Genomic DNA, 26,568 nt, shown 5'->3' on the forward strand with positions numbered 1-26,568 from the left:
AACGCGTCCTTTCGACGTTGAAGATTGGCGAAGCGATGCGCGACATCTGATCTTCCCCCTTGTGGGGGAGATGTTCGGCAGGACAGAGGGGGGCGCGAAGGATCACGGCGTTGCCCGTTCGCCTGCGGCACCTAGCATAACATCTGCGGAATTCCGCACAGCGATCTTACAGCGTCTGGCTATGTTCTCCACAACAGGAGGCCGCACATGAGCATCGTCGTATTCGATCCCGACAGCACCGAGGATGTGGACTTCAAGGACCGCATGCGCCATCCGGCAGCGGCTGATCCGGCCGGCGGCATGTGGCTTTCGGACACGGAGCCGTCCTTCATCGACGCCGACGCGCTGCGCAAGGGGCGGCTGGCCAAGCTGCGCGCCTGGATGCGCGAGGCGGGCTATGGTGGCGTCGTTTTGTTCGATCCATACAACCAGCGCTACGCCACCGGCTCGCGCAACATGTTCGGCTATTTCCTGCGCAACTCGACCCGCTATTTCTTCGTGCCCACCGAAGGGCCGATCGTGCTGTTCGAATATCCGCAGAGCTACCATGTCTCGATGGTGCTCGACACGATCGACGAGGCGCGGCCTTCCAAGCTCGTCTGGTCGTCGGTTTCGGGCCGCGACGACGAGACCGCGGGGCCGTTTGCCGACGAGATCGCCGAGCTTCTGAAGAAGCATGGCGGCGGCTCGATGAAGCTCGGGCTCGACCGCTGCAGCCATCTGCAGGCGCTGGCGCTGGAAAAGCGCGACTGCGAGGTGAAGGACTGCCAGGGCGAGATACTGGCGGTGCGCGCCGTCAAGACGCCGGAGGAAGTCAAATGCCTGCTGGCCTCGATGGCGGGCGCCGAGGCCGCGGTGGCGGCCGTACGCGAGGCGATCAAGCCTGGCGTTTCCGAGAACGAGCTGTTCGCGATCATGTATGGCGAGGTGATCCGGCAAGGCGGCGAGTTCATCGAGACCCGGCTGCTCACCTCGGGACAGCGCACCAATCCATGGTTCAACGAGGCGAGCGGGCGCAAGATCAGGCCGGGCGAGTTGCTGGCGCTCGATACCGACACGATCGGCTGCTACGGCTATTATTCCGACTTCTCGCGCACCTTCCGCTGCGGCCCGGGCAAGCCGACATCCTATCAGAAATCGCTCTACCGCATGGCGCATGACCAGGTGCAGCACAACATCTCGATCGTGAAGCCCGGCATGGCCTTCCGCGAGATCGCCGAGAAGGCCTGGAAGATCCCGGACCGCTTCGTCGACCAGCGCTACACCTCGGTGATGCATGGCGTCGGCATGCATGGTGAGACGCCTTTCATCGCCCATTCCATGGACTACGAGACCTATGGCCGCGATGGCATCATCGTGCCCGGCATGGTGGTGAGCGTGGAAAGCTATATCGGCGAGAAAGGCGGTCGCGAGGGCGTCAAGCTCGAGGATGAGATTCTGATCACCGAGACCGGCACCGAGCTGCTCTCGCGCTTTCCGTATGAAGACGAGTTTTTGGAGCCGCAGGTTTGATACCAGTACACATGATGAGTGCCGACCCGGTATCGCAAGCCTTCGAGATTAGCCGCAGCACCCGCGAAGTCGTCATCCTAGGGCGAAGCAAGGAGCGAAGCGACGCGGCGCAGACCCTAGGATCCATTCCGTGCCGTCTCCGCTTCGCCGCGGTGCGGAATTCTGTTAGGCAGCGGTCGACGATCAAGGTAACGGCATGGATTCCAGGGTCTTCGCGACGCCGCTTCGCGGCTGCTTCGCCCTGGAATGACGAAGTTCGAGCATCCGCATGAAAACACCCATTTCCATCCGACGCGGTACAGTGGCCGCGGTGTTCATCGATCTCCAGGAGGAGCATCGCAAGGACAAGCGCTATCTGGTCGAGGGTTTTGCCGACATCCTCGCCAATGTGCAGCGCCTGCAGGAGGCGGCGCGGCGCAACTTCGTGCCGCTCTATCATTGGGCGTATATCGTCGATCTCGCCGCGGCGCGGCCGTTCCACCCAGTCAATGAAAGCGGCAAATCGGCCTTCTCCGACAAGGACGATCCGCTGACCGCAATCTGCCATGAAGTGGCGCCGCAAAATGGCGAAGCCACGCTGGTCAAGCAGGAAGCTAGCGCCTTCGCCAGGAACGATTTTGGCGACAAGCTCAAGACCTCGGGCATCGAATGGCTGGTGATTGCGGGCGTTTGGACCGAGGCCTGCATCGACGCGACGGTGAAGGACGCGGTAGCGCGCGGCTTTCGCGTGCTTTTGGTCAAGGATGCCTGCGGCAGCGCCAGTGCCGCCATGCACCAGACCGGCATCCTCAACCTCGCCAACCGCCTCTATGGCGGTGCCGTCACCAACACGCTCGATGCCTGCCGGCTGTTGGCGGGAGACACCGTGAAGGTGTGGCAGGTCGAGGGCTCGGTGCCGCTGCGCTTCACCTTCGAGAGCGCTGCGCAGCTATACGCCGAGCTTTGACGGCAGTGACCAGAGCCCAAACCGATCCGTCGAGCCGCGGCCAATATGCCGACCGGCTCGATCCGGAGTTGTGGGATTATATCGACGAGGTCAACAGTTGGTACCCGCCGGAGATCGTCGCCGCGCCCATTACCGAGCAGCGCGCGGTCTATGATCGGATGTGCGTCGCGTTTCACCAAGGTCATCCGGAAGGCGTGACGACCAGCGACGGTCTCGTAACGACGGCCGCGCATGCGATCCCAATCCGATACTACCGCATGGCGGACAAGACGGCGCCGGCGATTGTCGTCTATTACCATGGCGGCGGTTTTGTTCTTGGCGACCTCGACAGCCACGACGACATTTGCGCCGAGATCTGCGCCGGCACCGGTTTCGAGGTGGTCTCGGCCGACTACCGGCTGGCGCCGGAACACCTGCACCCCGCCTCCTTCGACGATGCGCTGGCCGTGTTCGAATGGGTCGCCGCGGCGAGCACGCTGCCGATCGTGCTTTGCGGCGAAAGTGCCGGCGGAAATCTCGCTGCCGCGGTGGCGCAAGCGGCGCGGCGCCATGAACGGCACGCTGTTGGCCAGATGTTGATCTATCCGGAGCTGGGCGGCGACGAGACCGGACGCTCTTATGTCGAGCATGCCGAAGCGCCGCTGCTCAGCGTAAGCGACATCGAGTTCTACCGTCGCATCCGGTCCGCGCCCGGGCAGTCACAGGACGATCCAACGTTCTCGCCGCTTCGAGACCACGATTTCTCCGGCCTGCCGCCGACGATTATCGTCACCGCCGAATGCGACCCGCTATCGTCCGACGGCGAAGTCTATTGCGACCGCATCCTTGCCGCCGGCGGCCACGCATGGTGGCGCGAGGAGAAGCGGCTGGTGCACAGCTTTTTGCGGGCAAGGCCGACTGTTCCGCGCGCGGCGGAGGCGTTCGCGAGGATCATCAGCGACATCTCGAATCTGGGCGCCGGCGATGGAGCGCTAATCTCCCCCCTCGTGGGGGAGATGGCCGGCAGGCCAGAGGGGGGCGCGAAGGAACGCGGCTCCTCGGACTTCTGATCATCTGAACGACTTGAGAAGGTAGCGCTGACTGCCGAAACGCCGGCGGGACAGCGCCCCCTCTGCCCTGCCGGGCATCTCCCCCACGAGGGGGGATTGGCTGTACCCTCTGCGGAACAGCGCACAAGAACTGCGGAAACCCAACCATTTCGTGGCGGAAAGCGGACCTATCATCCCCTCGCAGGCAACGGCGCTCCGGCGGACGCATCCGCCCCCGCATGGCGGCCCGGAGCGCCCAACAACAGAGGGAACGACGATGAAATTCATGCTGACCGACAGAAAACTGCATCCGCAAGCCAAGCCGATCGCCGACGATTTCAGGAAGGGCGCGATCAGCCGGCGCGAATATCTGGCCTTGATGGCCGGCTTCGGCGTCAGCGCCGCCGGCGCCATGGCGCTGGGCGGGATCGCTGCCTCGCCTGCCCGCGCCGCCGAGCCGAAAAAGGGCGGTGTGCTGCGCGTGGCGATGAACGTCAAGGGCTTTAAGGATCCGCGCACCTTCGACGGGGTGGAGATGTCGAATGTCGCGCGCCAGTGCAACGAATATCTGGTGCGCTGGAAAACCGACTTTTCCTTCGAGCCCTGGCTGCTCGAAAGCTGGGAGACCAGCGACGACGCCAAGACGATCACGCTGCACGTGCGCAAGGGCATCACATGGTCGAACGGCGACACTTTCAACGCCGAGGACGTGATCCACAACCTCAACCGCTGGTGCGATGCCTCGGTCGCCGGCAATTCGGTCGCCGCGCGCATGGGCGCGCTGGTCAATGCCGACACCAAGAAGCCGGTCGACGGCGGCATCCAGAAGGTCGACGACTACACCGTCAAGATCAACCTGCCGAAGCCCGACATCTCGCTGATCGCCGGCATGGCCGACTATCCGGCATTGATCATGCACCGCTCCTATGAGGGCGACGCCGATCCGAAGAAGGCTTTGGCCATCACCACCGGCCCTTGCGAGCTGGTGAGTTGGGACGCCGAAACGGGTGCGGAGGTGAAGCGCAAGGACAAGCCGTGGTGGAAGGGCGAGTTCTATCTCGACGGCATAAAATGGGTCGACTACGGCTCCGATCCCAACGCCACGCTGTCCGCCTTCGAGTCTGGAGAGATCGACACCGACCACGAGACCACGGCGGATGCCGTGTCGCAGACCGATCAGATGGGCCTGCAGAATTCCGAGATCGCCACCGGCTCGACCATCGTCGCGCGCTTCAATGTCTCCAACGCGCCCTATGACGACCTCAAGGTGCGCCGCGCCGCCCAGCTTGCCGTCGACAATGCGGCCGTCCTGAAGCTCGGGCTCGACGGCCGCGGCAAGCCCGCCGACAACCACCATGTCGGCCCGATGCATCCGGAATTCGCCGATATCGGCCCGGCCAAACGCGATGTCGAACAGGCCAAGAAGCTTATTTCGGAATCCGGCAAGGCCGACCACGAATATGAGCTGATCTCGGTCGACGTCGAATGGCAAAAGAGCACCGCCGACGCGATTGCCGCGCAAATCCGCGAGGCCGGCCTGAAGATCAAGCGCACCGTGCTGCCGGCAGCGACCTTCTGGAACGACTGGGCCAAGTTCCCCTATTCCTGCACCGAATGGCTCGGCCGCCCCCTTGGCGTGCAGGTGCTGGCTTTGGCCTACAAATCGGGCGGCGCCTGGAACGAAAGCGCCTATTCGAACAAGGAGTTCGACGAGCTTCTCGACAAGGCGCTTGCAACGCCGGATGCCACCCAGCGCAAGGAGATCATGGCCAAGATCGAGACCAACCTGCGCGACTCCGGCATCATCGTCCAGCCCTATTGGCGCTCGGTCTACCGCACCTATCGCAAGGGCGTGCAGGGCTGCGAACAGCACCAGGCGCTTGAGCAGCATTTCGAGACGGTGTGGCTGGAGTCCTGATCCTCCCAGGAGCGAGCGGCCGGCGCGACCTTCCTGTCGCGTCGGCCGTCTGCCATTTGCCAGCGATTGCCTTCAGCTCAGATTGCGTCGGCGGCGCCGATTGCTAGGAAAAGACGGCCAACAGTTTGTCGACGCCACCGCCCTCCTTCGCCCGCCGCAAGGCTATGTATGTGGTCGTCGCGACGACAGGGCGAAAAAGCACACGGCGACCGCCAGCGAGAGAACCGGATTCCGTCCGATGAACGAGAGCGCATTGCCGACTACCCCGCCCAGCCGGAATTTACCGGCTGCACCTGGGCTTTCCAAAGCCATCGGGTGATCTCTGCTGCCTAGGAGAATATCTCCGCCAGTTCGTCGATGCTTGCGCCTTCTTTCGCCTGGCGCAGCTCGACATAGCTCACCGCGGTTGCGATCGAGAGCACCATCGAGACCACCGTCTGCACCAGAGCGGCGCCGATCTCGGCGATGATGCCTCCGAACAGCACCAGAACGAGCAGCATCCCCCACTGGATGATCATCGCGATGATGACGAGAATGAGGAACAGACCGAAAAGTCCCCAGCGGCTGCCCTTGGTGAGGACCCGGCTGCGCGACATCGAGCCGAACACGCCCCGCCGCTCCTGGATCAGGACCGGCACCGACATCGACCAGCCGAGCCAGAGGATAATGCCCGGCACGATCAACAGCATCAGGCCGATACCCGCACCGAGACCGACGAGCAGGCCGATGCCAAGCGTCGGCAGCAGAAAGCGGATCGCAATCTGGATGCAGTCGGCAAAGGACGGACGCTTGCCATTGAGGTCCTCGATGGTCGCCCGCACCAGCGCCGACTGCAGCAGCAGCGCGCACACGAACGAAATCAACCCGGCGATGATGGTGATGTAGGAATTGCGAAACATGGCGCCTGGGTCGGCCATGGTGCCGGGGTCGCGCTGCATCATGGCGTCGATCTGCGGCTGGGTCCACAGCCTGATGAGCAATGCCGGCAGACCCGAAAACAAAGCCGCCAACCCCACGCAAAGTCCGAGGTTTCGGCCAATCACTCCGAAGGTGTTGCTGAATACCCTGCCGATCTCGAATCGGCCGGGTCGTCCCAATGTTGCAGTCGTCATGATAATTTTCCCCCGAGTCACCACTGCGTTCATCGGCGACTTCAAAGTAAATTTGCCAAGATTGAAAGGCTACGTCCAGTGCGCTTGCAATTGTCATGGCGTATTGCCAGTGTCGGCCTCGAACCGCAGGTTGCAGGGGGAACGAGCGGGTGACAGCCGCAGGGACGGAAGAGGCCGGACGGCTGGCGCAGCTGCACAAGCAACTGCTCGGGGACGATTCAATCCAGTTCGCCTTGCCGACCTACGTGCGGCCCGAGCCGCCGCAGTGGCTGAAGCCGCTTCTGGACGGCCTGGCGAAGCTCGGTCCCTACATGATCTATCTGTTCTGGGGCGCGGTGATCATCGGCGTCGCGATCATTGCTTTTCTGCTTTTCCTCGAGGCGAAAGGCATTGCCTGGCGCCTGCCATGGCGGCGAAAACGCGAAGAAACCGAAGCGAAGGAAGAGTGGCGCCCTGACGCGGGCGCTGCCCAAGTCCTGCTCTCCGAGGCCGATGCGCTCGCCGCGCGCGGCGAGTATGACGAGGCGGTGCATCTACTGTTGCGCCGCAGCGTCTCCGATATCGCCACCCGGCTGCCCGATTTCCTGCGTCCATCGCTCACCGCACGCGACATCGCCGCCGCCGGCTCCATCCCCACCCGGCCCCGCGCCGCCTTCAGCGAGATCGCCCGCATCGTCGAGGCCGCCTTGTTTGCCCGCCGACCCGTCGGGGTCGAAGGCTGGCAGCAGGCGCGCGGAGCCTATGAGCGGTTCGCCTTCCGAGATGCCTGGGCATGAGCGCGCAACCGACCGAGGCGGCCGCGGAGCCGTTCAGCCGCAAGACCCTGTTCTGGGGCATTTTCGCCAGCCTGCTGGCGGCGGCCGGATTTTTCCTGCTGTCCACCTATGCGCCGGATTTCCACCAGCCCCAGGGCGGTGCCACGCCTTTCTCGAAGGGCGGCACCGGCTATGCCGGGCTTGTCGAATGGCTGAAGCTCACCAACGGACAGGCGCCGCCGATGGAGCGCGGCGAGAAGGACCTCGCGTCCCCCGTGGCGTCGACCTTCCTGCTCGTCGTCACCATCGCGCCGGGCAGCGACCCGGCCGCGCTCGATCGCCTTATCAAGCTGCGCTCTGGCAAAGACACGCTGTTCGTGCTGCCCAAATGGCAGACCTTTCCCTTGTTCAGCCATGAAGGCTGGGAGGAAAAGGTCGAGCGGCTGCCCAACAACGTCGTCAACGACTGGCTCGGCCGCATCGCCAAGACCAAGCTCGGCGAGGCCAAGAACACGCTCTCGCAGATCAACATCGCCGGCCGCATGGTGGCCGCGCCGGAGGAACTGCAATGGGTGGCGGACGACCATCCGCTGATCGCGGCGGGCGACGGCAGGGCTATCCTGACCGAGTTCGACAACGAACCCTTCTACATCCTCACCGATCCCGATTTCCTCAACAATGCCGCGCTGAAGGACGAGCAGAAGGCGGCCGCCGCGCTCGACATCATCGCCATGCTGGAGCCCGCCAAGGGAGCCGTCATGTTCGACCTGACGCTGCACGGCATCGGCGGCAACTACGATCTTGCCAAGCTGCTGATCGAACCGCCTTTCCTGGCTTTGACGCTGTCGGTGCTGGTGGCGGCCGCGCTCGCCTTCCTGCACGGGCTCGGCCGCTTCGGTCCGCCGCGCGCCGAAGGGCGCGCCATCGCCTTCGGCAAGCGGGCGCTGGTCGACACCACGGCGATGCTTTTGAAGCGCGCCGGACGGCTGCAGGAGCTTGGCGACCGTTACGCAACGCTGATGCGCCAGCGCGCGGCCGTCCTGCTCGGCGCGCCGCACGGGCTGCAGGGCGAGGCGCTCGACCGCTGGCTCGATTCCCGCGACAAGGAAGAACAGCACGGCTTCACCGCCCGCTTCAGGGCAGTACACGATTCCAACAATCTGGCCGCAATGCACGAAGCAGCCGAAAAGCTGCATGACTGGACGGCAAGGAGGCTCATTGAACGTCGATGAAGTGAAGACCCTGGCGAACGCGATCAGGGAAGAAGTGGCAAAAGCGATCACCGGCCAGCGCGACACGGTCGACCTGATGCTGACGGCGCTGTTTGCCGGCGGGCATATCCTGCTCGAAGGCCCGCCCGGCACCGCCAAGACGATGACGGCGCGCTGCTTCGCGCAGGCGCTTGGCGTCGCCTATGGCCGCATCCAGTTCACGCCCGACTTGATGCCCGGCGATATCGTCGGCGCGAACATCTATAATTTCCAGACCGGGCAGTTCACGCTGACGCGCGGCCCGATCTTCTGCGACCTTTTGCTCGCCGACGAAATCAACCGCACACCGCCGAAGACGCAAGCCGCGCTGCTCGAGGCCATGCAGGAGCATGCCGTCACCTTCGATGGCACCACCCATTCGCTCGGCCGGAATTTCATGGTGGTGGCGACGCAGAACCCCATCGAGCATCAGGGCGTCTATCCGCTGCCCGAAGCGCAGCTCGACCGCTTCCTGTTCAAGCATCGGGTGAGCTATCCGGATCTCACCGAAGAGCGCGCCATCATCGTCCATCACGGCGGCGGCTCGGCCTCGCACGATATCGAGCAATACGGCATCAAGGCGCGGACCGACCGCGAGACGCTGGAAGCGGCGCTGGCCACGGTCGGCGACGTCACGCTGGTCGACGACGTCGTCGGCTATATCGCGGCACTTGTGCGCGGCACGCGCGAAAGCCCTGACCTGGAAGTGGGAGCGAGTCCACGCGCGGGCGCCATGCTGGCGAGAGCCGCGCGCGCCCGGGCGACGCTCGACGGCCGCAACTATGTCATCCCCGACGACGTCAAGGCGCTGGCAGTACCGGCGCTGCGTCACCGTGTCGTTCTCTCGCCGGCCGCGCAGATCGACGGGCGGCTGGTCGAGCAGATCGTCTCAGACCTCGTCGACAATACGGAAGCGCCGCGTTGATCTATCCGAGCGGCCGAGCGGTCTGGGCAGCTGCGGCGGGGGCGATCCCCGCCTTCCTGATCGCGCTCGCATTGCCGCATGTCTGGTATCTCGGCCTGTTGTGGATCTGCCTGCTGCTTGCATTCCTGGCGGTGGACGCAGCCGCAGGCAGGGGTCGCGCCTCGCTCAACGCCACGCTGACGGCGCCGCCGCAGGTCGGCGTCGGCGGGCGCTTCACGCTGCACTTGGCGGCCGGTGCCGGCGCAAGGCTGCGCCGCCTGCAGGCGCGTGTCGGCCATGACCAGCGGCTGCAGCCGGTCGCGGGCACCGGCGGCGCGCTGCCGGCCAATGGCGGCACGCTCGACCTCGAATTCGAGGCGATCCGCCGCGGCATTGCCAGCTTCGACCGGCTGTGGCTGCGCTGGCAGGGACCGTTCGGTCTGATGTGGAACCAGGTCATATTGCCGGTCGACCGCAAGGTTGTGGTGCTGCCCAACGTCAACAGCGCGCGCGATGAGGCGATCACGCTCTTGCAGCGCTCGGCCCTTGCCGACGGCCATACGCAGAAGCGCGCCGGCCAGGGCCGCGAGTTCGAAGCGCTGAAGGACTACCAGCCCGGCATGGGCCGGCGCATGATCGACTGGAAGCGCAGCGCCCGGCACGGCAAGCTGCTGGCGCGCGAGTTCCGGATCGAGGAGAACAACAACATCGTTCTGGCCATCGATAGCGGCCGGCTGATGTGCGAGCCGGTCGACGGGGTACCGAAGGTCGACCGCGCGGTGACGGCGGCGCTTCTGTCGGCCTTCATCGCGCTCAAGGGCGGCGACCTCGTCAGCCTGTTTTCCTTCGATGCCAGGCCGCGCGTATCGAGCGGCGCGGTGCGCGGCTCGCCGAGCTTCACCATGATCCAGAAGCGCGCCGCCGAGATCGACTATTCGACCGAGGAGACCAACTTCACCCTGGCGCTCACCACGCTTTCGGCGAAGCTCGACCGGCGCTCGCTGGTCATCGTCTTCACCGATTTCGTCGATCCGATCAGCGCCGAATTGATGCTGCGCACCGTCGGCCGGCTGACCGAGCGGCATCTGGTGCTGTTCATGCTGATGAAGGATGTGGAACTCGAAACGCTGGCCGACATGGCCCCGGCGGCGCCCGAGGATGTCGCCCGCTCCGTCACCGCCGGCGATCTGTTGCGGCAGCGGCAGGTGGTGATCGGCAGGCTCAGGCTGCTCGGTGCGCATGTCATCGAGGCCGACCACCAGCGGCTCGGACCGGCGCTGGTCGAGCGCTATATCCAGCTCAAGGAGGAGAACCTCTTATGACGCTGTCGGCCGGCACCGATTCCGTGCGCCAGTCGCTGGCAAGCTTCCGCCAGGAGCGCGAGGCCGACTGGAAAGCCTTCGAGGCGCTGCTTGCGCGCGTCGAGAAGCGCGCGCCGCGCGCGCTGTCGGAAGACGAATTGCTGTCGTTGCCGCTCCTCTACCGTTCGGCGCTGTCGTCGCTTTCGGTGGCGCGCGCGACCTCGCTCGACAGCGCGCTGATCGCCTATCTCGAGGCACTCTGCCTGCGCGGCTATTTCTATCTCTATGGCGCGCGGCGGAGCTTGAGAACGCGCATCGGCGACTTCTTCCTGCACGACTGGCCGGCGGCGATCCGCGACCTTTGGCGCGAAGTATGGACATCGGTCGGGCTCACCGTCATCGGTGCCATTGCCGGCTATTGGCTGGTCGCTTCGGACAAGCGCTGGTACGACGCCATCATCGCGCCGAGCCTGGCGGGCGGGCGCACCCCGGATTCGTCGGCCGAGACGCTGCGCAGCGTGCTTTACGGCGGCGGCGATCATTTCCTGTCGGGCTTCGCGGCCTATCTCTTCACCCACAACACGCAGGTCTCAATCCTGGCCTTCGCGCTGGGCTTCGCCTTCGCCGTGCCGAGCGTGCTGATCATCCTGATGAATGGCTGCATGCTCGGCGCCATTTTCCAGCTCTATGCCGCCAAGGGCCTGGGTTTCGAGCTCGGCGGCTGGCTTTCGATCCACGGCACGACGGAGCTGTTCGCCATCGCCATCGCGGGTGCTGCCGGCATGCGCATCGGCACCAGCATCGCCTTTCCCGGCGAACTGACCCGCATGGCCGCCGCGGCGCGAGCCGGGCGCGTGGCGGCGACCGCCATGATCGGCGTCACGGTGATGCTGCTTTTTGCCGGACTGCTGGAAGGCATCGGCCGGCAGACGATCACCAGCGACCTCGCCCGCTATTCGATCGGCGGCGGCATGCTGGCGCTCTGGATCTCATATTTCTACCTGTTGCGGATGGTGCGGCATGGCGACCGCTAGGACAGGGAGGGTCAAGAACCCGGCAGCGCTGATCCGTCCGCTGGTGACGCCCGAAGGCGTGGACCTGCGGGTCAAGCTGGCGGATGCCGGCACCCGCGCTTCCGGATTCCTGCTCGACGTGGTGATCATCGTCGTCGCGGCCGTGGTCGTCTCGCTGGTGATGATCTTCGGCCTTGCCGGGCTTGGTATCCAGGATGCCCAGCCGCTGGTCATCGTCTGGATCATCTTCATCTTCTTCCTCCGCAACGTCTATTTCATCGCCTTCGAGGCGGGCCGGCGGGCAGCCACGCCGGGCAAGCGCATGGTTGGCGTCAGGGTCGCGTCGCGCAACGGCGCCGGCCTCACAATCGACCAGGTCATCGCGCGCAATCTGATGCGCGAGATCGAAGTTTTTCTGCCGCTGTCGATCCTCGCCGCGCGCGCCAGCGCCGATGTCGCCGACACGCTGTCGACCATCTTCGGCTTGGTCTGGGCGCTGCTGTTCTCGCTGTTTCCGCTGTTCAACCGCGACCGGCTGAGGATCGGCGACCTGCTCGCCGGCACCTGGGTGGTCGAGGCGCCGAAAGTGGCGTTGGTCGAAGACCTTTCGCAGCGCAAGGACCCGGTCGCGGCCCGCTTCCAGTTCAGCCCCGCACAGCTCGACGCCTATGGTATTGCCGAGTTGCAGAAGCTGGAGGAAGTGCTGCGCCGCGACGATTATTCGGCGCTGAAGGCGGTGGCGGAAACCATCGCCCGCAAGATCGGCGCCAGGGTGGAGCCGGTCGATTCAAAAGCCTTTCTCACCGCCTATTACGGCGAGCTGCGGGCGCATCTGGAGCGCAAGCTGCTGCTGGGGAACCGCAAGGCGGATAAGTACGCGCGGTAGCGGAGCGTCCTTAGCCTACCCTACCCATTTCTCGTAATCCGACACCAGAAGATGCAGCGGGGCGACGTCCTCGTCGATGTTGGAGAAGCGGCCGATCGGATCGCGGAAGACATTGTCGGTGAGGTCGTCATTGACGGTCGAGACCTCGCCGATCAGCACGTCCTTGCCCTCGGCCCAGAAGGCGTGCCAGACGCCGGGCAGCAGCGTCACGCTCTGGCCCGGATCGAGCTTCAGCAGCCCGCCCGCCGGCAGTCTGGTCATGGTGCCGTCGACCGGTACCGAGACTTCGGCCTTGGGGTCGATGCCGCCGTCGCGATCGTGCATGAACAATTCCAGCACCAGCTTGCCGCCGCCTCGGTTGATGATGTCCTCGGCCTTGATGTTGTGGCGGTGCATCGGCGAGAGCTGGTCCTTGCGCGAGATCATGATTTTTTCGGCATAAAGCATGCCCATGCCGAGCTTCATGTCCTCGTAACGGCCGTTGCGCACTGTGAACAAGAACAGGCCGAGCTCGTCGAACTTCTCCTGGCCGTAGTCGGTGATGTCCCAGCCGAGACGGGAGGTGAAGATGGCCGGGGAGTCGCCCTTATGCGCCTTCATCTCTTCCGGCGACCAATAGGCGAAGGGCGGCATGATATAGCCGAAGGAGCGGATGAAGGCGTCGGCTTCGCGGATGATGTCGTTGATCTTGGAGCGCTTCATGGGTTCTCTTCCTTCCGGCCGCCGCCTGCTGAAACCTGTCCTTCCGAATAGCCCAATGCCGGTCCTCTGTCGACGCAAACCGACGGGTCTGGCCCCGTGACATGAGCCGCGTTCGGGGCCATAAACCTAACTGATTTGTTTAACGCAATGTCTTTGTCCTACAGCGGATCGCCGCTCGGAAGACATGCTCGGGCGGTGATCTCATGGCAAGCATAGACGACCTCGACACACCGGCGATCCTCATCGATGCAGCCCGCGCCGAGGCGAACATCAAGAAAGCGCAGGCCCATGCGGATGCTCACGGGCTGAAGCTCCGCCCGCATATCAAGACGCACAAGCTGCCTTACTGGGCGAAGAAGCAGGTGGCGGCGGGCGCCGTCGGCATCACCTGCCAGAAGATCGGCGAGGCCGAGGTGATGGCTGATGCCGGGCTGACCGACATTTTTCTCCCTTACAACATCCTTGGTCGCGCCAAGCTGGAGCGGCTGAAGGCGCTGCATGGGCGCGTCGCGCTTTCGCTGACGGCGGACAGCCACGAGACGCTGGAAGGGCTTGCCGCCACTTTCACCGATGCCGGCCATCCGTTGTCCGTTCTGGTCGAGTGCGACACCGGCATGGGCCGCTGCGGCGTGCAGAGCGCCGACGAAGCGCTGGCGCTGGCGAAGATCATCGACCAAGCCAAGGGTCTCGCCTTCGGCGGGCTGATGACCTATCCGGCGGCGGGGCGCGCCGCCGAAGCGGAGGCATGGCTGAAGGCAGCGCGCGGCGCGCTTGCCGCCGCGGGGCTCGAATGCGAACGCATCTCCAGCGGCGGCACGCCGGACATGTGGCGCTCCGGCGAGGACAGCGTCGTCACCGAATACCGGCCCGGCACCTACATCTATCTCGACCGCTACCAGGTCGCCAAAGGCGTCGGCACGCTGGACGACTGCGCGTTGACCGTGCTGGCAACCGTGGTCAGCCATCCCACGGCGACGCGCGCCATCCTCGACAGCGGCAGCAAGGCGCTGTCGTCCGATACGCTCGGCCTGCCGGAGTTCGGCGAGCTGCTCGGTGTGCCGGGCGCCCGCGTCACGGTCTTGAGCGAAGAGCACGGCACCGTCACGCTTTCGGACGGCGCCAAGCTGCGCATCGGCGAACGCGTGCGCGTCGTTCCCGATCATTGCTGCGTGGTGACGAATTTGTTCGACCAGGTGCATCTGATCGACGGCGACAAGGTGCTGGAAACGCTGCCGGTGGCGGCAAGGGGACGGATGGGGTGAGCGGTCTTTCCTTCTCCCCTTGTGGGAGAAGGTGGCCGCGAAGCGGCCGGATGAGGGGTGCTCCAGGCAACACAGACGTCTCACTCCGCTGGAACACCCCTCATCCGTCTCGGCGCTGCGCGCCGATCCACCTTCTCCCACAAGGGGAGAAGGTTAAGTGCGCTCCGCCTGCCGCGCGGCAACCCTGCGCATCGCGGTCACGCGGCGGCGGAATATCTCCGTGCGCATCGCCATCAGGTGCAGCGCGAAGAACAGCACGGTGAAGCCGAGCGCCATCACGGCCAACGGCCACAGCATAGAGGGATCGATGGTCGGGCCGCCGAGCCGGAACACGGAGGCCGGTTGGTGCAGCGTGTTCCACCAGTCGACCGAGAATTTGATGATTGGGATGTTGATGAAGCCGACCAGCGTGATGATGGCGGCGGCCCAGGCCGCGCGGCCGGCATCATCCAGCGCGCGGGTCAGCGCTATGATGCCGAGATACATCAGGAAAAGCACGAAGACCGAGGTCAGCCGCGCGTCCCATACCCACCAGGTGCCCCACATCGGCTTACCCCAGATGGAGCCGGTGATGAGCGCCAGCGCGGTGAAGGTGGCGCCGATCGGGGCCGCCGCTTTCAGGGCCACATCGGCCAGCGGATGACGCCAGACCAGCGTGCCCAACGCCGAGATCGCCATGACCGTGTAGCACATCATGGCGAGCCAGGCGAAAGGCACGTGGATGTACATGATGCGCACAGTGATGCCCTGCTGGAAATCCTCCGGCGCGGTGAAGCTCATGTAGAGGCCGACGGCGAGCAGGATCGCGGCAACCGCTGCCAGCCACGGAATCACCTTGCCCGCCAAGCCGACGAAGCGCGTCGGATTGGCGAGATCGGCCCAGGCGCTCAAGCGTGAGGTGGTGTCGCTCATGCCGACCTAAATAGACCGGAGATTGGTCTCGGGCAATCGGGGGAGTGTCGCAGGAAGAAGCCCTTGCCTTCTCCCCTTGTGGGAGAAGGTGGATCGGCGCGCAGCGCCGAGACGGATGAGGGGTGCTCCAGCGGAATGAGGCGCCGAACTGTGCGGGAGCAACGCGCCCGGCTGTCGATCGGATGCTGGTGCCAAGCTGGAGCACCCCTCATCCGGCCGCTTCGCGGCCACCTTCTCCCACAAGGGGAGAAGGGAAAAGGCGCTGATTACGCCGCTTCCGTCACCGGACGGCTGAGGCGGCGGACTTCCTCGTCGTTGAGCAGGCCGCCGGCGCGCAGCAGGGCGGCGAAGCGGCCGTTGCGCAGCGACAGCTCGGTGAAGCCGCCCATCTCGACCACCCTGCCCTTGTCCATGAAGACGACGAGGTCGGCGTCGCGGACCGTGGTCAGGCGGTGGGCGATGATGAAGGTCGTGCGGTTGCGGCGCAGCTCGTCGATGGCCTCCTTGACGCGATCCTCGGTTTCGACGTCGAGCGCGCTGGTCGCCTCGTCGAGCACCAGGATCGGCGCATCCTTGAGCACGGCGCGGGCGATGGCGATACGCTGGCGCTCGCCGCCCGAGAGCTGGCCGCCGCGCTCGCCGACGACGGTGTCGTAGCCGCCGCTCTTGGCCAGGATGAAGTCCTGGGCGGCGGCGGCATTGGCGGCGGCGTGAACCTCGTCATTGCTCGCATCGGCGCGGCCGACACGGATGTTGTCCTCGATCGAGCGGTTGAGCAGGCCGGCGTCCTGGAAGACGGTGGCGATCGAATGGCGCAGCGACTTGCGGGTCACCGTGCGGGTGTCGATGCCGTCGATCAGGATGCGGCCGCTGGCGGGCGTGAAGACGCGCTGCAAGAGATTGATGAGCGTCGTCTTGCCGGCGCCGGTCGGGCCGACGATGGCGACCGTCTGGCCGGCCTGGACCTCGAAGGAGACGTCCTCGATGCCGTGGCCCGAATTGGCGAACTCGAAGCTGACATCCTCGAAGCGGACGTGGCCGGTGACGTTGGTCAACTCGCGCAATCCGTCGGGCTCGGCGGTCTCGGCAGCCGAATCCTCGAGGCGATAGAACTCCTCGAGCTTGGCACGAGCCTCGGAAATCTGAGTGGTGAAGGCCGACATCTGGTCGAGACGGGCGATCAGCATTCCGGCAAAGCCGGTGAAGGCAACGACATCGCCGACGCGGAGCTGGCCACGGGTGACGAGATAAGCGCCGATCGAGAGCACGATCATCATCGAGATGGTCGACGACAGACGGTTCAGCGCATTGGCGATCGCCCACCAGTCGAGCACCGGGTTCTGGGCGTCGAGCAGATCCTTCACGTAGCGCTTCAGCGTCGCAGTCTCGTGGCCGATGCGATTGTAGCTCTGCAGCACGGCAACGTTGCTGACGCTGTCGGTCACGTGGGCAAACACGGTGTGGTAGTGGCGTTCGACGGCAGTCTGCCCCGACTTGGTGCGGCGCATGACGAGGCGGCCGATACCGACATAGAGCACGCCAAGGCCAAGCAGCACGACGGACATGCGGATGTCCATGGACAGCGCGGTCGGCACCAGCAGCACCAGCGCGATGGCCGTCGAGAGATGCACGCGCATGAATTCGAGCCACAGGCTGAACAGGGTCTCGACCGCGCGCAGCAGCGTGTGAAGGGAATTGGATGTGCCGCGCTGATGGTGCCAGGCAAGCGGCATGGTGATGACGCGCTCGAAGGACTGGCACAGCACTTCGGAGCGGCGGGCATGGGCGAAGCGGTCGGCGCCGCGCGCCACCAGCACGAAGGCGACGACGTTGAAGGCACCAAGAGCGGCCCAGACGGCGAGCGTCGAAAACACCGCGCCTTTTTCGGAGATGGCACCGATCACCCGGCCCAGCAGGATGGGCTCAAGGATCGCGATCGCCGCGAGCGCGACGTTGGCGCCGCAAATCAGCGCAACGCGCTTCTTGTCGGACGCCAGATAACCCAGCGCTCTAAAGTAGATCTGCAGAAGTGACACTTCAGCTACTCCGCCAAACTCTTGTCTGTGCTCAATGCCCGAATTGTGCACCGCACCATTTTCTGACACGTATCGGTTAACGTGTCGCGAAACAATGCGTCGTCTATCGCTTCCGTTCCCATTTAGCGAACAAAAGATGACGACGGTACGAAATCTGACGTGATCACCTAACGGTTTGAGATAAAAGGTGAAATGTCAGGCTTGCGGCAAAATAATGGCACCTGCGTCGCGCTGCCACATTTTTAATCACAAGCTGCTTGCTTAGGCTGCCCTAAAGGAAGGCGCGCGATCGGGCGTGAGAGGCCGCGCCAAGTAAAAGGGGCGTCGGCCGCGCACCCCGAAAGACGCGCGGCCGACGAACCAAACCTTTGATTTTACGCAGGTATCCTGACGACGACCTCGGTCTTGTCGCCGGCTTTCGGCTCGAAAGAGGCCGATTTTTTCTTCGAACCATCGACTTCTAGCGAGATCGACTTGGTCTTTTTGTCGCGGATAACACGAAGCTTGATCTCGCCGTCGAACATCTTGAGCGTCGCGGCGTAGCCGTCCCAGTGCCCGGGCAGCTTCGGCCTAAACGTGATCTCCTTGCCGCGCCGCTCGATGCCGAGAATGCCCTCCACCGCGGCGCGGTAAAGCCAGCCGGCCGAGCCCGTGTACCAGGTCCAGCCGCCGCGGCCGCCCTTGCCTTCGCCGGCATAGATGTCGGCGGCCACGACATAGGGTTCCACGCGATAGTGCTCGGCCGCCGCCTCGTCCGAAGCGTGGTTGACCGGGTTCAGCATCGAGAAGCAGCGATAAGCCTCGTCGGTGCGGCCCATTTCGGCCAGCGCGATGACGAACCAGGTCGCGGCATGGGTGTATTGGCCGCCATTCTCGCGCACCCCCGGCGGATAGCTCTTGATATAGCCGGGATCCTTCTCGCTTTTCGAGAAGGGCGGCGTGAACAGCTTGACGATCTTGAGCTTGTCATCGACCAGCATCTTGGTCGCCTGTTCCATAGCCGTCGTCGAACGGGCAGGATCGCCCTCGCCCGACAGCACGCTCCAGGACTGGGCGATGGAATCGATCCTGCACTCGTCCGAATTATGCGAGCCGAGCGGCGTGCCGTCGTCGAAGCTGCCGCGCCGGTACCACTGGCCGTCCCAGGCGGTGCTTTCCAGGGCCCGTTTCAGCGCGTCCGCATGCTTGGTCCAGGCCTGTGCCCGCTTGGTGTCGCCCTGCCCTTTGGCGACAGGCGCGAAGTCGGTGAGCGTCTTCAACAGGAACCAGCCCAGCCACACGCTCTCGCCCTTGCCGCCCTCGCCGACACGGTTCATGCCGTCGTTCCAGTCGCCGCCAAGGATGAGCGGCAGGCCGGCGGGGCTGCTGCGCTTGATCGCGAGATCGAGCGCCCGCGCGCAATGTTCATAGAGCGGCGCGGTGTTCTTGGTGATCTCCGGCGTGAAGAAGGCGTCATGCTCGCCCTCGCCGAGCTGCTGCCCGTCGATGAAGGGCAACTGCTCCTTGAGGATACCGGCGTCGCCCGTCACCTCGATGTAGCGGGCCGTCGCATGCGCCAGCCAGACGACGTCGTCCGAGATCATCGTGCGCACCCCGGCATCGGTGCGCGGCAGCCACCAATGCTGCACGTCGCCTTCCGGGAATTGCCGGCGCGCCGCGTTGAGGATCTGGTCGCGCGCCAGCTTCGAGTCATGCGCCAGAAGCGAGAGCGTGTCCTGCAACTGGTCGCGGAAGCCGAACGCGCCGCTCGCCTGGTAGAAGGCCGAGCGCGCGCGGATGCGGCAGGCCAGGCTCTGGTAAGGCAGCCAATGGTTGACCATGGCGTTCATCGCTTCGTCGGGCGTCTCGACCTGGATAGTATCGAGGAAGCCGCGCCAGACGCGCTCGTTATCGGCCAGGCGCTGATCGAAATCCTTGCCGCGATGGGTCTGCACCAGCGCGCTCGCCTCGGCGGGCGTGGCAGCGTCGCCAAGCAGCCAGGACAGTGTCACGTCGCCGCCGGCGGGAATGTCGATGTCGCTGGCGACGACAGCGCAGGGATCGTCGCCCGCCTCGATGCGGCCGGAAAGCGCAAGCCCGCCAAGCACGGCCTGCGGATATTCGGTCGTGCCGTGCCTGCCGATGAACTCGCTGCGGTCGGCGGTTACCGAATGGACAGGATGGCTGGCTGCCAGGAAGGCGACACGCTCGCCGAAGTCGAGGCCATAGGGATTCTGCGCCAGCATGGCGCCGGTGGCAGCGTCGCGCGACGGCACGATGGTCGCCGCCGTGCGCGAGCGATGGCCGCCCAGCACCCATTCGGCATAGGCGTAAATGCGCAGCCGCGCCGGTGCCGGGCCGGCATTCTGGATGCGCAGCCGGGTGATCTTCACAGGATCGCTGGGATCGACCACCTGCGTCAGGTCCATCGACAGCGAACCGCGCCTGGAGCGGAAGGTCGAGAAGCCCTGGCCGTGCCAGGTCTCATAGGTCATCGACGGATCGCGAACCGTCGCGGCCATCGGCGAGAAGGCCTTGCCGCTCAATTGGTCGAAAATATAGAAGCCTTCGCCCGGCCGGTTCGACACCGGGTCGTTTGACCACGGCGTCAGCTGATAGTCGCGGCTGTTGCGGCTCCAGGTGAAGCCGGCGCCTTCGGCCGAGACGTGGAAGCCGAACGAGGCGTTGGAGATGACGTTGATCCAGGGCTGCGGCGTCGAACGCCGGCCGGTCAGCCGCGTCACATAGTGGCGACCGTCGCCGTCGAAGCCGCCAAAGCCGTTCCAGAGGCTGAGACCGCTGCCGTCGGCGGCGATATCGGCTCCGCTTCGGCTTGCCGGCACCGGCAAGGGGAGCGGCGGAACGGGCTCGCGCGGCGTGCCGCCCTCGGCCTGCATCAAGGCGTCGCGAGCCTGGAGCGCCGCCGTCTCGGCACGTTCGAGCTGATCGAAGATCGTGCCGTTGCGGGTGTGCAGCACGACCCGCGCCACAGACAGCAAGGTCTTGTAGGTCGGCTCGTCCATCAGGTCGCGGCGCACCGCGAAGATGTGCTGGCGGGGCCCGAGCTCACGGCCGCGCAGGCGGCTGTTCTCGCACAGCGTCTCCACCGCGCGCTGCAGGTCCTGCACATAGGACGAGGCCTGCTCGTTGACGACGACGAAGTCGATCATCATACCCCGCGCCCGCATATATTCCTGGAAGCGGAGCGCCTGGGCGACGATCTCGAGATCGGCGACGTCGCCGATGCGCACGAGGAAGATCGGGAAATCGCCGGAGATGCTGGTCGGCCACAGGCTCGACTGGCGGCCGAGGCCCGACGCTATGGATTCCGCCGGCAGGCGCAGGAACGGATCGGGATAGATCAAATAGCGCGCCAGCTTCTGCACATTGGCGGCGTCGGTGAGGCTGAGCCCCAGATGGCGCGTCTGCACCTGGCTGCGCGTCCAGGCAAGCATGGCCTGGCGGGCGAAGCTCTCCTGGTGGTCGAGACGGGCGATCGCCTCGTCGAGCTCGCCGCGATTGGCGCCGACGGCGGTCCAGAAGGTCAGCGATATCTTCTTGTTGGCCGGAACGCGCACCTGGCGGCGCAGCGCCGCTACCGGGTCGAGCGTGAAGCCCTGGCTGCCCGAAAGCCTGACGCCGGGGTCGAAGGCGACGGCATCGGCGATGGTGCGGCCACGGCCGATGAAGGCGCGCCGGTCGGTCTCGGCCTCGGCATCGCGCGACGGGCCGGACGGGTCGGTGACGAAATGCACCATGGTGAGATCGGGATCGTTGTTGTCGCGCTTGCGCCTTGTGGCGAAGATCGCGCTGTTGTTCGGCGCGATCTCGGTCTCGACGAACATCTTGGAGAACGCCGGATGCGCGTTGTCCGAAGTCTCGTTGCCGAGCACCAGCTCGGCGAAGGAAGTCACTTCGATGTGCCGGTCGGTGGCGCCGTCATTGTAGAGCGTGATGCGGCGGCCTTCGCCATTGCCTTCTGAAATGACGATGCATTCGACTTCCGAACGCAGCGAACCCACCGTCTTGGTGAAGCTCGCCTTGTCGTCGCCAAACAGCGTCTGGACGCGCTCGCCCTCGGCGCGCTTCGGCTCCGCGGTGGCGGACCACCACTCGCCGGTCGCCGCGTCGCGCAGGAAGATATAGGAGCCGAGGCGATCCTCGCTCGGATCCGGCTGCCAGCGGGTGACGGCAAGCTCGCCGAAGCGGCTGTAGCCGGAGCCGGTGGCGGTGACCATGACCGAATAGCGGCCGTTGGACATGACGTTGGTCGCCCGCAGCGCCTTGATCGGGTCGAGCACGACACGGCTGTCCGGGCTCTCGGCCTCGGTCTCGTCCTTGGAGCGCTCGTCGGCTTCCGTCCTGACGGTCGCCGTCGGAATGTCGCGCGGCGCCTTCTCCTGCAGCAGAAGCTCGGCCGATTCGATCACCGGGTCGCTGTGGAAACGCTCGCGCAGCCGGCCCTCGAAAATAGCGTCGGCTACCGCCGCGATCGTCATGCCGGAATGGTGCGCCATGTAGTTCTGCACCACAGCGTGGTCGGTGCCTTCGGGCACGCGTTGCGGCGTGAAATCGACCGCGTCGTAGAAGCCGTGACGGCCAAGCGCGCCGATCGAACGTAGCCGCTGCAGGTTCTGCACCGCCTCGCGCGGATTGAACTGTGCGGCCAGGATCGTCGCATAGGGCGCGATCACGGTGTTCTGGCCCAGGCCGCGCTTCAGGCCGAGCCCGGGGACGCCGAAATTGGTGTACTGATAGGTGAGCTCGCGGTCGCGGGCGTTGTAGGCCGCTTCCGAAATGCCCCAGGGCACGTTCTTGGAACGCGCATACTGGATTTGGCGCTTGATGATGAGCTTGCTGGTCTGGTTGAGGATCGAGCCCTGCGGCTCCTTCATCACCAGCGGCGGCATCAGATACTCGAACATCGAGCCCGACCAGGACATCAGCGCCCCTTGGAAGCCGATCTCGACGATCGGCCGTCCCAGACGGAACCAATGTTCGGTCGGCAGGTCGCCCTTGGCGATGGCGAACAGGCTGGTGAGCCGCGCCTCGGAAGCAAGCAGGTCGTAGCAGCTCTCGTCGAGCTGGCGCTCCTCGACGCGGTAACCGATCGAGAGCAGCTTACGCTCCTGCCGCATCAGGAAGGAGAAATCCATCTCGAAGGCGTAGCGGCGACAGCGCTCGCGCAAGGCGAGCAGCTTGGCGCGCAGAGCGGCGACCGCGCTATCGTCATTGTGCGAGTCGTGCACATGCGCCTCGCAGGTCGCTTCCAGCCTAGCCGCCCAATCGGCGATGACATCGCTCTTCGGCGACGCCGCCTCGGTGTGGATGGCGGTGGCGAGCTTGCGGATTTCGCCGGCCAGCACCGCAAGGTTGATGGTGCGGATCGACGCCATCTCGGGCTGCGCCTTGATGGTCGCCACCGCGCGGCGCATGCCATCGAGACGGTCGGCAAGGCGCTGGCGCAGCGGCCGCAGTTGCCGACGGTCGTCCGGCAGCTCGTCCAGGCTCTCGTCAAGGATAGTGACGGTGTCGATGATGCCTTCGAAATCGCCTTGCAGATGCACGGAAGGCGCTTCGGCCCATTCGGCGCAGGACGCCGCCACGGCGACGAGATGTCCAGCGAGGTTGCCGCTGTCGACCGCTGAGATGTAGAGCGGATAGAGCGGCTTCAGCGTCGTCGTATCATACCAGTTATAGAGATGGCCGCGATCGCGCGGCATGTTCTCGATGGTCGTCATCGTGGCGTCGATGCGGGTGATGGCGTCCGACAGGCTGATCCAGCCGAAATCGCGCGCCGACACCACCGAGAGCAGATAGACGCCGATATTGGTCGGCGAGGTGCGCGGCGCCACAACCGGCGCCGGGCTTTCCTGGAAATTATCCGGCGGAAGGTGATGCTGCTCGGCCGTCACGAAGGTCTCGAAATAGTGCCAGGTGCGGCGCGCGAAGGTGCGCAGCGCGTGGATGTCGGCGGTCGAGATGCGCAGCCTGTCCTCGGTCTCGGCCGAGCGGCTGATCCAGCAGGCGACGGCGGGCGAAGCGATCCAGAAGATGGCGAAGAAGAATGCGACGAAGGCGCCGGTGGAATCGGCCAGCACGGGAATGGCGAGGCCGACGACGCCGATGATCACCGCGCCGTACATCATGCCGTAATAGGCGCCGAGATCGTTGCCGCCCTTGGCGGCTTGCGAGGCGGTACGCCATTCCAAAAGATTTTGCCGGCTGACGAAGAGCCGATAGATGGTGCGGATGATGGCATCGCCCATCATCCAGGCGAGATGCGCCATCAAAAGCACTTTTAACGCCACGAGCGCGGTGCCGAACACGGTATCGCGGGCCAAGGCGGAGAAATGGCCGCGCGGCGTCTGATCGCCGCTCTTCGGCAGGATGCCGTCCACGATGTCGAAGGTCGGCGCCATGAACAGGCTGAGGATCATAAGAGCCTGCCACTGCGCGGCCTGGGTGAAGGGCAGCAGCGTCCAGCCGGCGACGCAGGCCATGACCCAGAAGATAGGGGTGACCGAGCGACGCAGATTGTCGACCATCTTCCAGCGTGACAGCGCAGGCACGCCGGAACGCGGATCGAAGATGTAGCCGAGCAGCTGCCAGTCGCCGCGCGCCCAGCGGTGGTGGCGCGAGGCGTCGACCGAGTAGCGGGTCGGATAGTCCTCGACCAGCTCGACGTCGGTGACCAGCGCGGCGCGCGCCAGCGCGCCTTCGAGCAGGTCATGGCTGAGGATGGTGTTTTCGTCGATGCGGTTCTTCAGAGCCGCTTCGAAGGCGTCGATATGGTAGAGGCCCTTGCCGGTGAAGGAGCCGTCGCCGAAGACGTCCTGGTAGAGGTCGGAGACGGCGAAGACATAGGGGTCGAGGCCGCGATTGGCCGAGAAGACGCGCTGGAAGAAAGAGGCGTCGTCGCCGCTGGTGAGCGAAGCGGTGATGCGCGGCTGCAGGATGGTGTAGCCGGCGGTGACGATGCGCTTGACCGGATCGAAATGCGGGCGGTTCAGCGGATGGGCGAGCTTGCCGACCAGGTCCGAAACCGCGTCGCGCGTGGTGCGCGTGTCGGCGTCGAGCGTCATCACATAGACGACGTTTTCCGGCAGCGGCACGTCGAGCGGCAGGAAGGTGGTATCGCTGTCGCCGCGCAAAAGAAGGTTCAGCTCATGCAGCTTGCCGCGCTTGCGCTCCCAGCCCATCCAGCAGCCCTGCGCCTGGTTGTAGAGCCGGCGGCGATGCAGGAGGTAGAAGCGCGGCGAACCTTCGGACGGATAGCGGGCGTTGAGCCTGGCGATCTCGTCGCGGGCGTATTGCAGGATCTCGATGTCGGCGACGTCGATCTCGGTCTTGGAATCCGGCCAGTCGGACAACAGCGCGAAACGGATCTCGTCCGCCGTGTTGGCGAGGTGGTGCACCTCGATGTTGCGGATGTTTTCCTCGACGTCGTCGCGCGAGCCGATCAGCGAAGGCACCACGACCAAGGTGCGCGATTCGGCCGGGATGCCGTGCTTGTTGTAATCGTAGCCGACAAGCCTGGTCGGCTTCAGGAACAGCGCTACCACGGTGTTGAAGAAGGCCAGCGCGCCTTCGCTGGCTGGAACGGCGAACAGCGCCAGCATCAGCGTGATCGATTCCACCGACAGGCCGAGATTGACGAGCGCTTTGCCCGACAGCACCAGCAGCAGCGCCGTCAACAGGAAAACCGGCACGACGATGCCCAGCCAGCCGGCGCTGGCAAAGCCTCGTTTGAAGGTCACATAGAAAGGCGGCCGGTAGCCGATCGCCCTTTCCAGCTCCTGCCGGCGCGGGCCGACCAGGAAGAAGCCGACATCGGTGTGCACGGCGGGGTCCGCTGTTTCCGGCACGCCGGACGCATCGGTGAGGCCGGGTGTGTGGCCGGCAAGCTCGATCGCCTTTTCGGCGACGCGGTACTCGGAGAGATGCGAGCGGCGCGCCAGCTGTTCGATCGCGGTGCGGTACTGGTCGCGCGAGAAGAAATCGAGGTTGGCGAAATCGGTCTTGTCGCGCAGCAGCGTGTCGATGCGGCTGACGCCCTCGAACCAGACCGTCCAGTCGACGTCATTGATGAGGCGCAGACCGCGAATGATGTTGCCGGTGGTGACATTGCCCGAGGACAGCGTCTGATGCTCGGAGATGATGATCTCCTCGGCATCGGAACCGGTCTTTTCGAGCTCGCCTTCCAGCCATTCCAGCGCGCGGCCGGCGTTCTGCGATCCGTCGCGCAGGCGGTAGAGCAGTTGGGTGGCGAAGGTGGTGTCCTGCGCATGCGGGCTGTAGTTGGACAGAATCCTGGTGCGGTCGGCATTGTCGTCGGTCGCCAGAACCCGGTCGGCGACCTCGTTGGCGGTCTGGCGCATCTGCCTGGTGCGCTCGACGCGCACGGCGATGCGGCGCAGGTTCTCGATGAGCACGAAGCGCAGCAGCGACGGCAGCGCCCAGAGCTCGCCGATCTTCATCGGCTCGACCGACTGGAAACCCTCGACGATCGCCTTGAACATGTTGGCCGAGACGGAGCTGTCGGAATGCTCGACATAGCTCCAGGCCACGACGAAGGCGCGTGGCAGCACCGTGCCGTCGCCGAGCGTGAGCGTCGGCAACTGCCGGTAGAAGCGGCGCGGCAGGTCGCGCTTGACCTGGAAGATGGTCTCCTCGACGAGGTAATTGTTGTCCAGCAGCCATTGTGCGGCCGGCGTGATGGTCTCGCCCTTGGCCTGCGCCGCATTGGTCGAGCGGTAGACTTCGAGAATTTTCTTGGCGCTATCGCGGATGCGTGCCTGGAACTCGAACGGGGCGAGGCCGAACAATTCCTTGACCTCGCCCTTGGCGAGCGCGACGCCCAAGCCACGCAGCCGGTCCTCAGGCAGGAAATTGGAGCGTATCGGCGCGTCCGTCGCCGCCGGGAAGCCGGCGCTTGTCTGTTCGATCTTGTTGGGATTGGTCTGAATGTTCATTGAAAATTCCGTAAGCGGGGGCGCAATGCGGCGTCACCGCCACGGCAATGGCCCTAAAACCGGTTCAATTGCAATTG

Annotated in this window: 16 protein-coding genes; 11 read left to right on the plus strand and 5 right to left on the minus strand. The window is 65.0% G+C overall.

From position 1 onward, the window contains the following. The first annotated feature begins 207 nt into the window (after positions 1-207). The 4 genes from CK219_RS16360 (at position 208) to CK219_RS16380 (ending at position 5,404) form a co-directional block, all read left to right on the plus strand. Positions 208-1,512: a Xaa-Pro peptidase family protein gene (locus tag CK219_RS16360; protein ID WP_095767768.1), complete on the plus strand. Its 1,305-nt coding sequence runs from the start codon at positions 208-210 to the stop codon at positions 1,510-1,512. A gap of 268 nt (positions 1,513-1,780) precedes the next feature. Further along, on the plus strand, positions 1,781-2,458 hold the full coding sequence (locus CK219_RS16370; protein ID WP_095767769.1) for an isochorismatase family protein: 678 nt from the start codon (positions 1,781-1,783) through the stop codon (positions 2,456-2,458). A 5-nt stretch (positions 2,459-2,463) separates the two neighbouring features. After that, a complete protein-coding gene (locus tag CK219_RS16375) occupies positions 2,464-3,507 on the plus strand; it encodes an alpha/beta hydrolase (protein ID WP_095767770.1) in 1,044 nt (347 codons plus the stop codon). Positions 3,508-3,763: 256 nt separating this feature from the next. Beyond that, positions 3,764-5,404 (plus strand): ABC transporter substrate-binding protein, encoded by a 1,641-nt coding sequence (locus tag CK219_RS16380; protein WP_095767771.1) that lies wholly within the window; start codon positions 3,764-3,766, stop codon positions 5,402-5,404. Between the two features lie 329 nt (positions 5,405-5,733). Here CK219_RS16380 and CK219_RS16385 read toward each other — a convergent pair whose 3' ends face one another. Continuing rightward, positions 5,734-6,516 (minus strand): hypothetical protein, encoded by a 783-nt coding sequence (locus CK219_RS16385; protein ID WP_095767772.1) that lies wholly within the window; start codon positions 6,514-6,516, stop codon positions 5,734-5,736. A gap of 149 nt (positions 6,517-6,665) precedes the next feature. On the opposite strand from CK219_RS16385, the gene CK219_RS16390 reads away from it, so the two are divergent. From CK219_RS16390 to CK219_RS16415, 6 genes are read left to right on the plus strand one after another with little or no spacing between them, the layout of a single operon-like run. Further along, the gene (locus tag CK219_RS16390; RefSeq protein ID WP_141245360.1) at positions 6,666-7,292 is read left to right on the plus strand and encodes a DUF4129 domain-containing protein; all 627 of its coding nucleotides are present in this window, start codon (positions 6,666-6,668) and stop codon (positions 7,290-7,292) included. Further along, positions 7,289-8,503: a DUF4350 domain-containing protein gene (locus CK219_RS16395; RefSeq protein ID WP_095767773.1), complete on the plus strand. Its 1,215-nt coding sequence runs from the start codon at positions 7,289-7,291 to the stop codon at positions 8,501-8,503. The genes CK219_RS16390 and CK219_RS16395 overlap by 4 nt, the downstream gene beginning before the upstream one ends. Continuing rightward, on the plus strand, positions 8,490-9,446 hold the full coding sequence (locus tag CK219_RS16400; RefSeq protein WP_095767774.1) for a MoxR family ATPase: 957 nt from the start codon (positions 8,490-8,492) through the stop codon (positions 9,444-9,446). Before CK219_RS16395 ends, CK219_RS16400 begins: the two co-directional genes overlap by 14 nt. Further along, positions 9,443-10,747, plus strand: a complete 1,305-nt coding sequence (locus CK219_RS16405) for a DUF58 domain-containing protein (RefSeq protein WP_095767775.1) — start codon at positions 9,443-9,445, stop codon at positions 10,745-10,747. The genes CK219_RS16400 and CK219_RS16405 overlap by 4 nt, the downstream gene beginning before the upstream one ends. After that, on the plus strand, positions 10,744-11,760 hold the full coding sequence (locus CK219_RS16410; RefSeq protein WP_095767776.1) for a stage II sporulation protein M: 1,017 nt from the start codon (positions 10,744-10,746) through the stop codon (positions 11,758-11,760). The genes CK219_RS16405 and CK219_RS16410 overlap by 4 nt, the downstream gene beginning before the upstream one ends. Beyond that, positions 11,747-12,625, plus strand: coding sequence for an RDD family protein (locus tag CK219_RS16415; RefSeq protein WP_095767777.1), 879 nt, complete (start codon positions 11,747-11,749; stop codon positions 12,623-12,625). Before CK219_RS16410 ends, CK219_RS16415 begins: the two co-directional genes overlap by 14 nt. Before the next feature lie 15 nt (positions 12,626-12,640). Here CK219_RS16415 and CK219_RS16420 read toward each other — a convergent pair whose 3' ends face one another. Then, the gene (locus tag CK219_RS16420; RefSeq protein ID WP_095767778.1) at positions 12,641-13,327 is read right to left on the minus strand and encodes a D-lyxose/D-mannose family sugar isomerase; all 687 of its coding nucleotides are present in this window, start codon (positions 13,325-13,327) and stop codon (positions 12,641-12,643) included. A gap of 203 nt (positions 13,328-13,530) precedes the next feature. Between CK219_RS16420 and CK219_RS16425 the strand changes: the two genes are divergently transcribed. Beyond that, positions 13,531-14,589: a D-TA family PLP-dependent enzyme gene (locus CK219_RS16425; protein ID WP_095767779.1), complete on the plus strand. Its 1,059-nt coding sequence runs from the start codon at positions 13,531-13,533 to the stop codon at positions 14,587-14,589. 153 nt (positions 14,590-14,742) lie between these two features. Here CK219_RS16425 and CK219_RS16430 read toward each other — a convergent pair whose 3' ends face one another. The 3 genes from CK219_RS16430 to CK219_RS16440 form a co-directional block, all read right to left on the minus strand. Next, positions 14,743-15,501 carry a heme ABC transporter permease gene (locus tag CK219_RS16430; RefSeq protein ID WP_095767780.1) on the minus strand — a complete coding sequence of 253 codons (759 nt, stop codon included), beginning with the start codon at positions 15,499-15,501 and terminating at the stop codon, positions 14,743-14,745. Between the two features lie 266 nt (positions 15,502-15,767). Next, positions 15,768-17,537: a glucan ABC transporter ATP-binding protein/ permease gene (locus tag CK219_RS16435; protein ID WP_095767781.1), complete on the minus strand. Its 1,770-nt coding sequence runs from the start codon at positions 17,535-17,537 to the stop codon at positions 15,768-15,770. A gap of 374 nt (positions 17,538-17,911) precedes the next feature. Further along, the gene (locus tag CK219_RS16440) at positions 17,912-26,491 is read right to left on the minus strand and encodes a glucoamylase family protein (RefSeq protein WP_095767782.1); all 8,580 of its coding nucleotides are present in this window, start codon (positions 26,489-26,491) and stop codon (positions 17,912-17,914) included. Between the last annotated feature and the right edge of the window lie 77 nt (positions 26,492-26,568).

The sequence above is a fragment of the Mesorhizobium sp. WSM4313 genome (assembly GCF_002294725.1).
GTDB lineage: Bacteria > Pseudomonadota > Alphaproteobacteria > Rhizobiales > Rhizobiaceae > Mesorhizobium.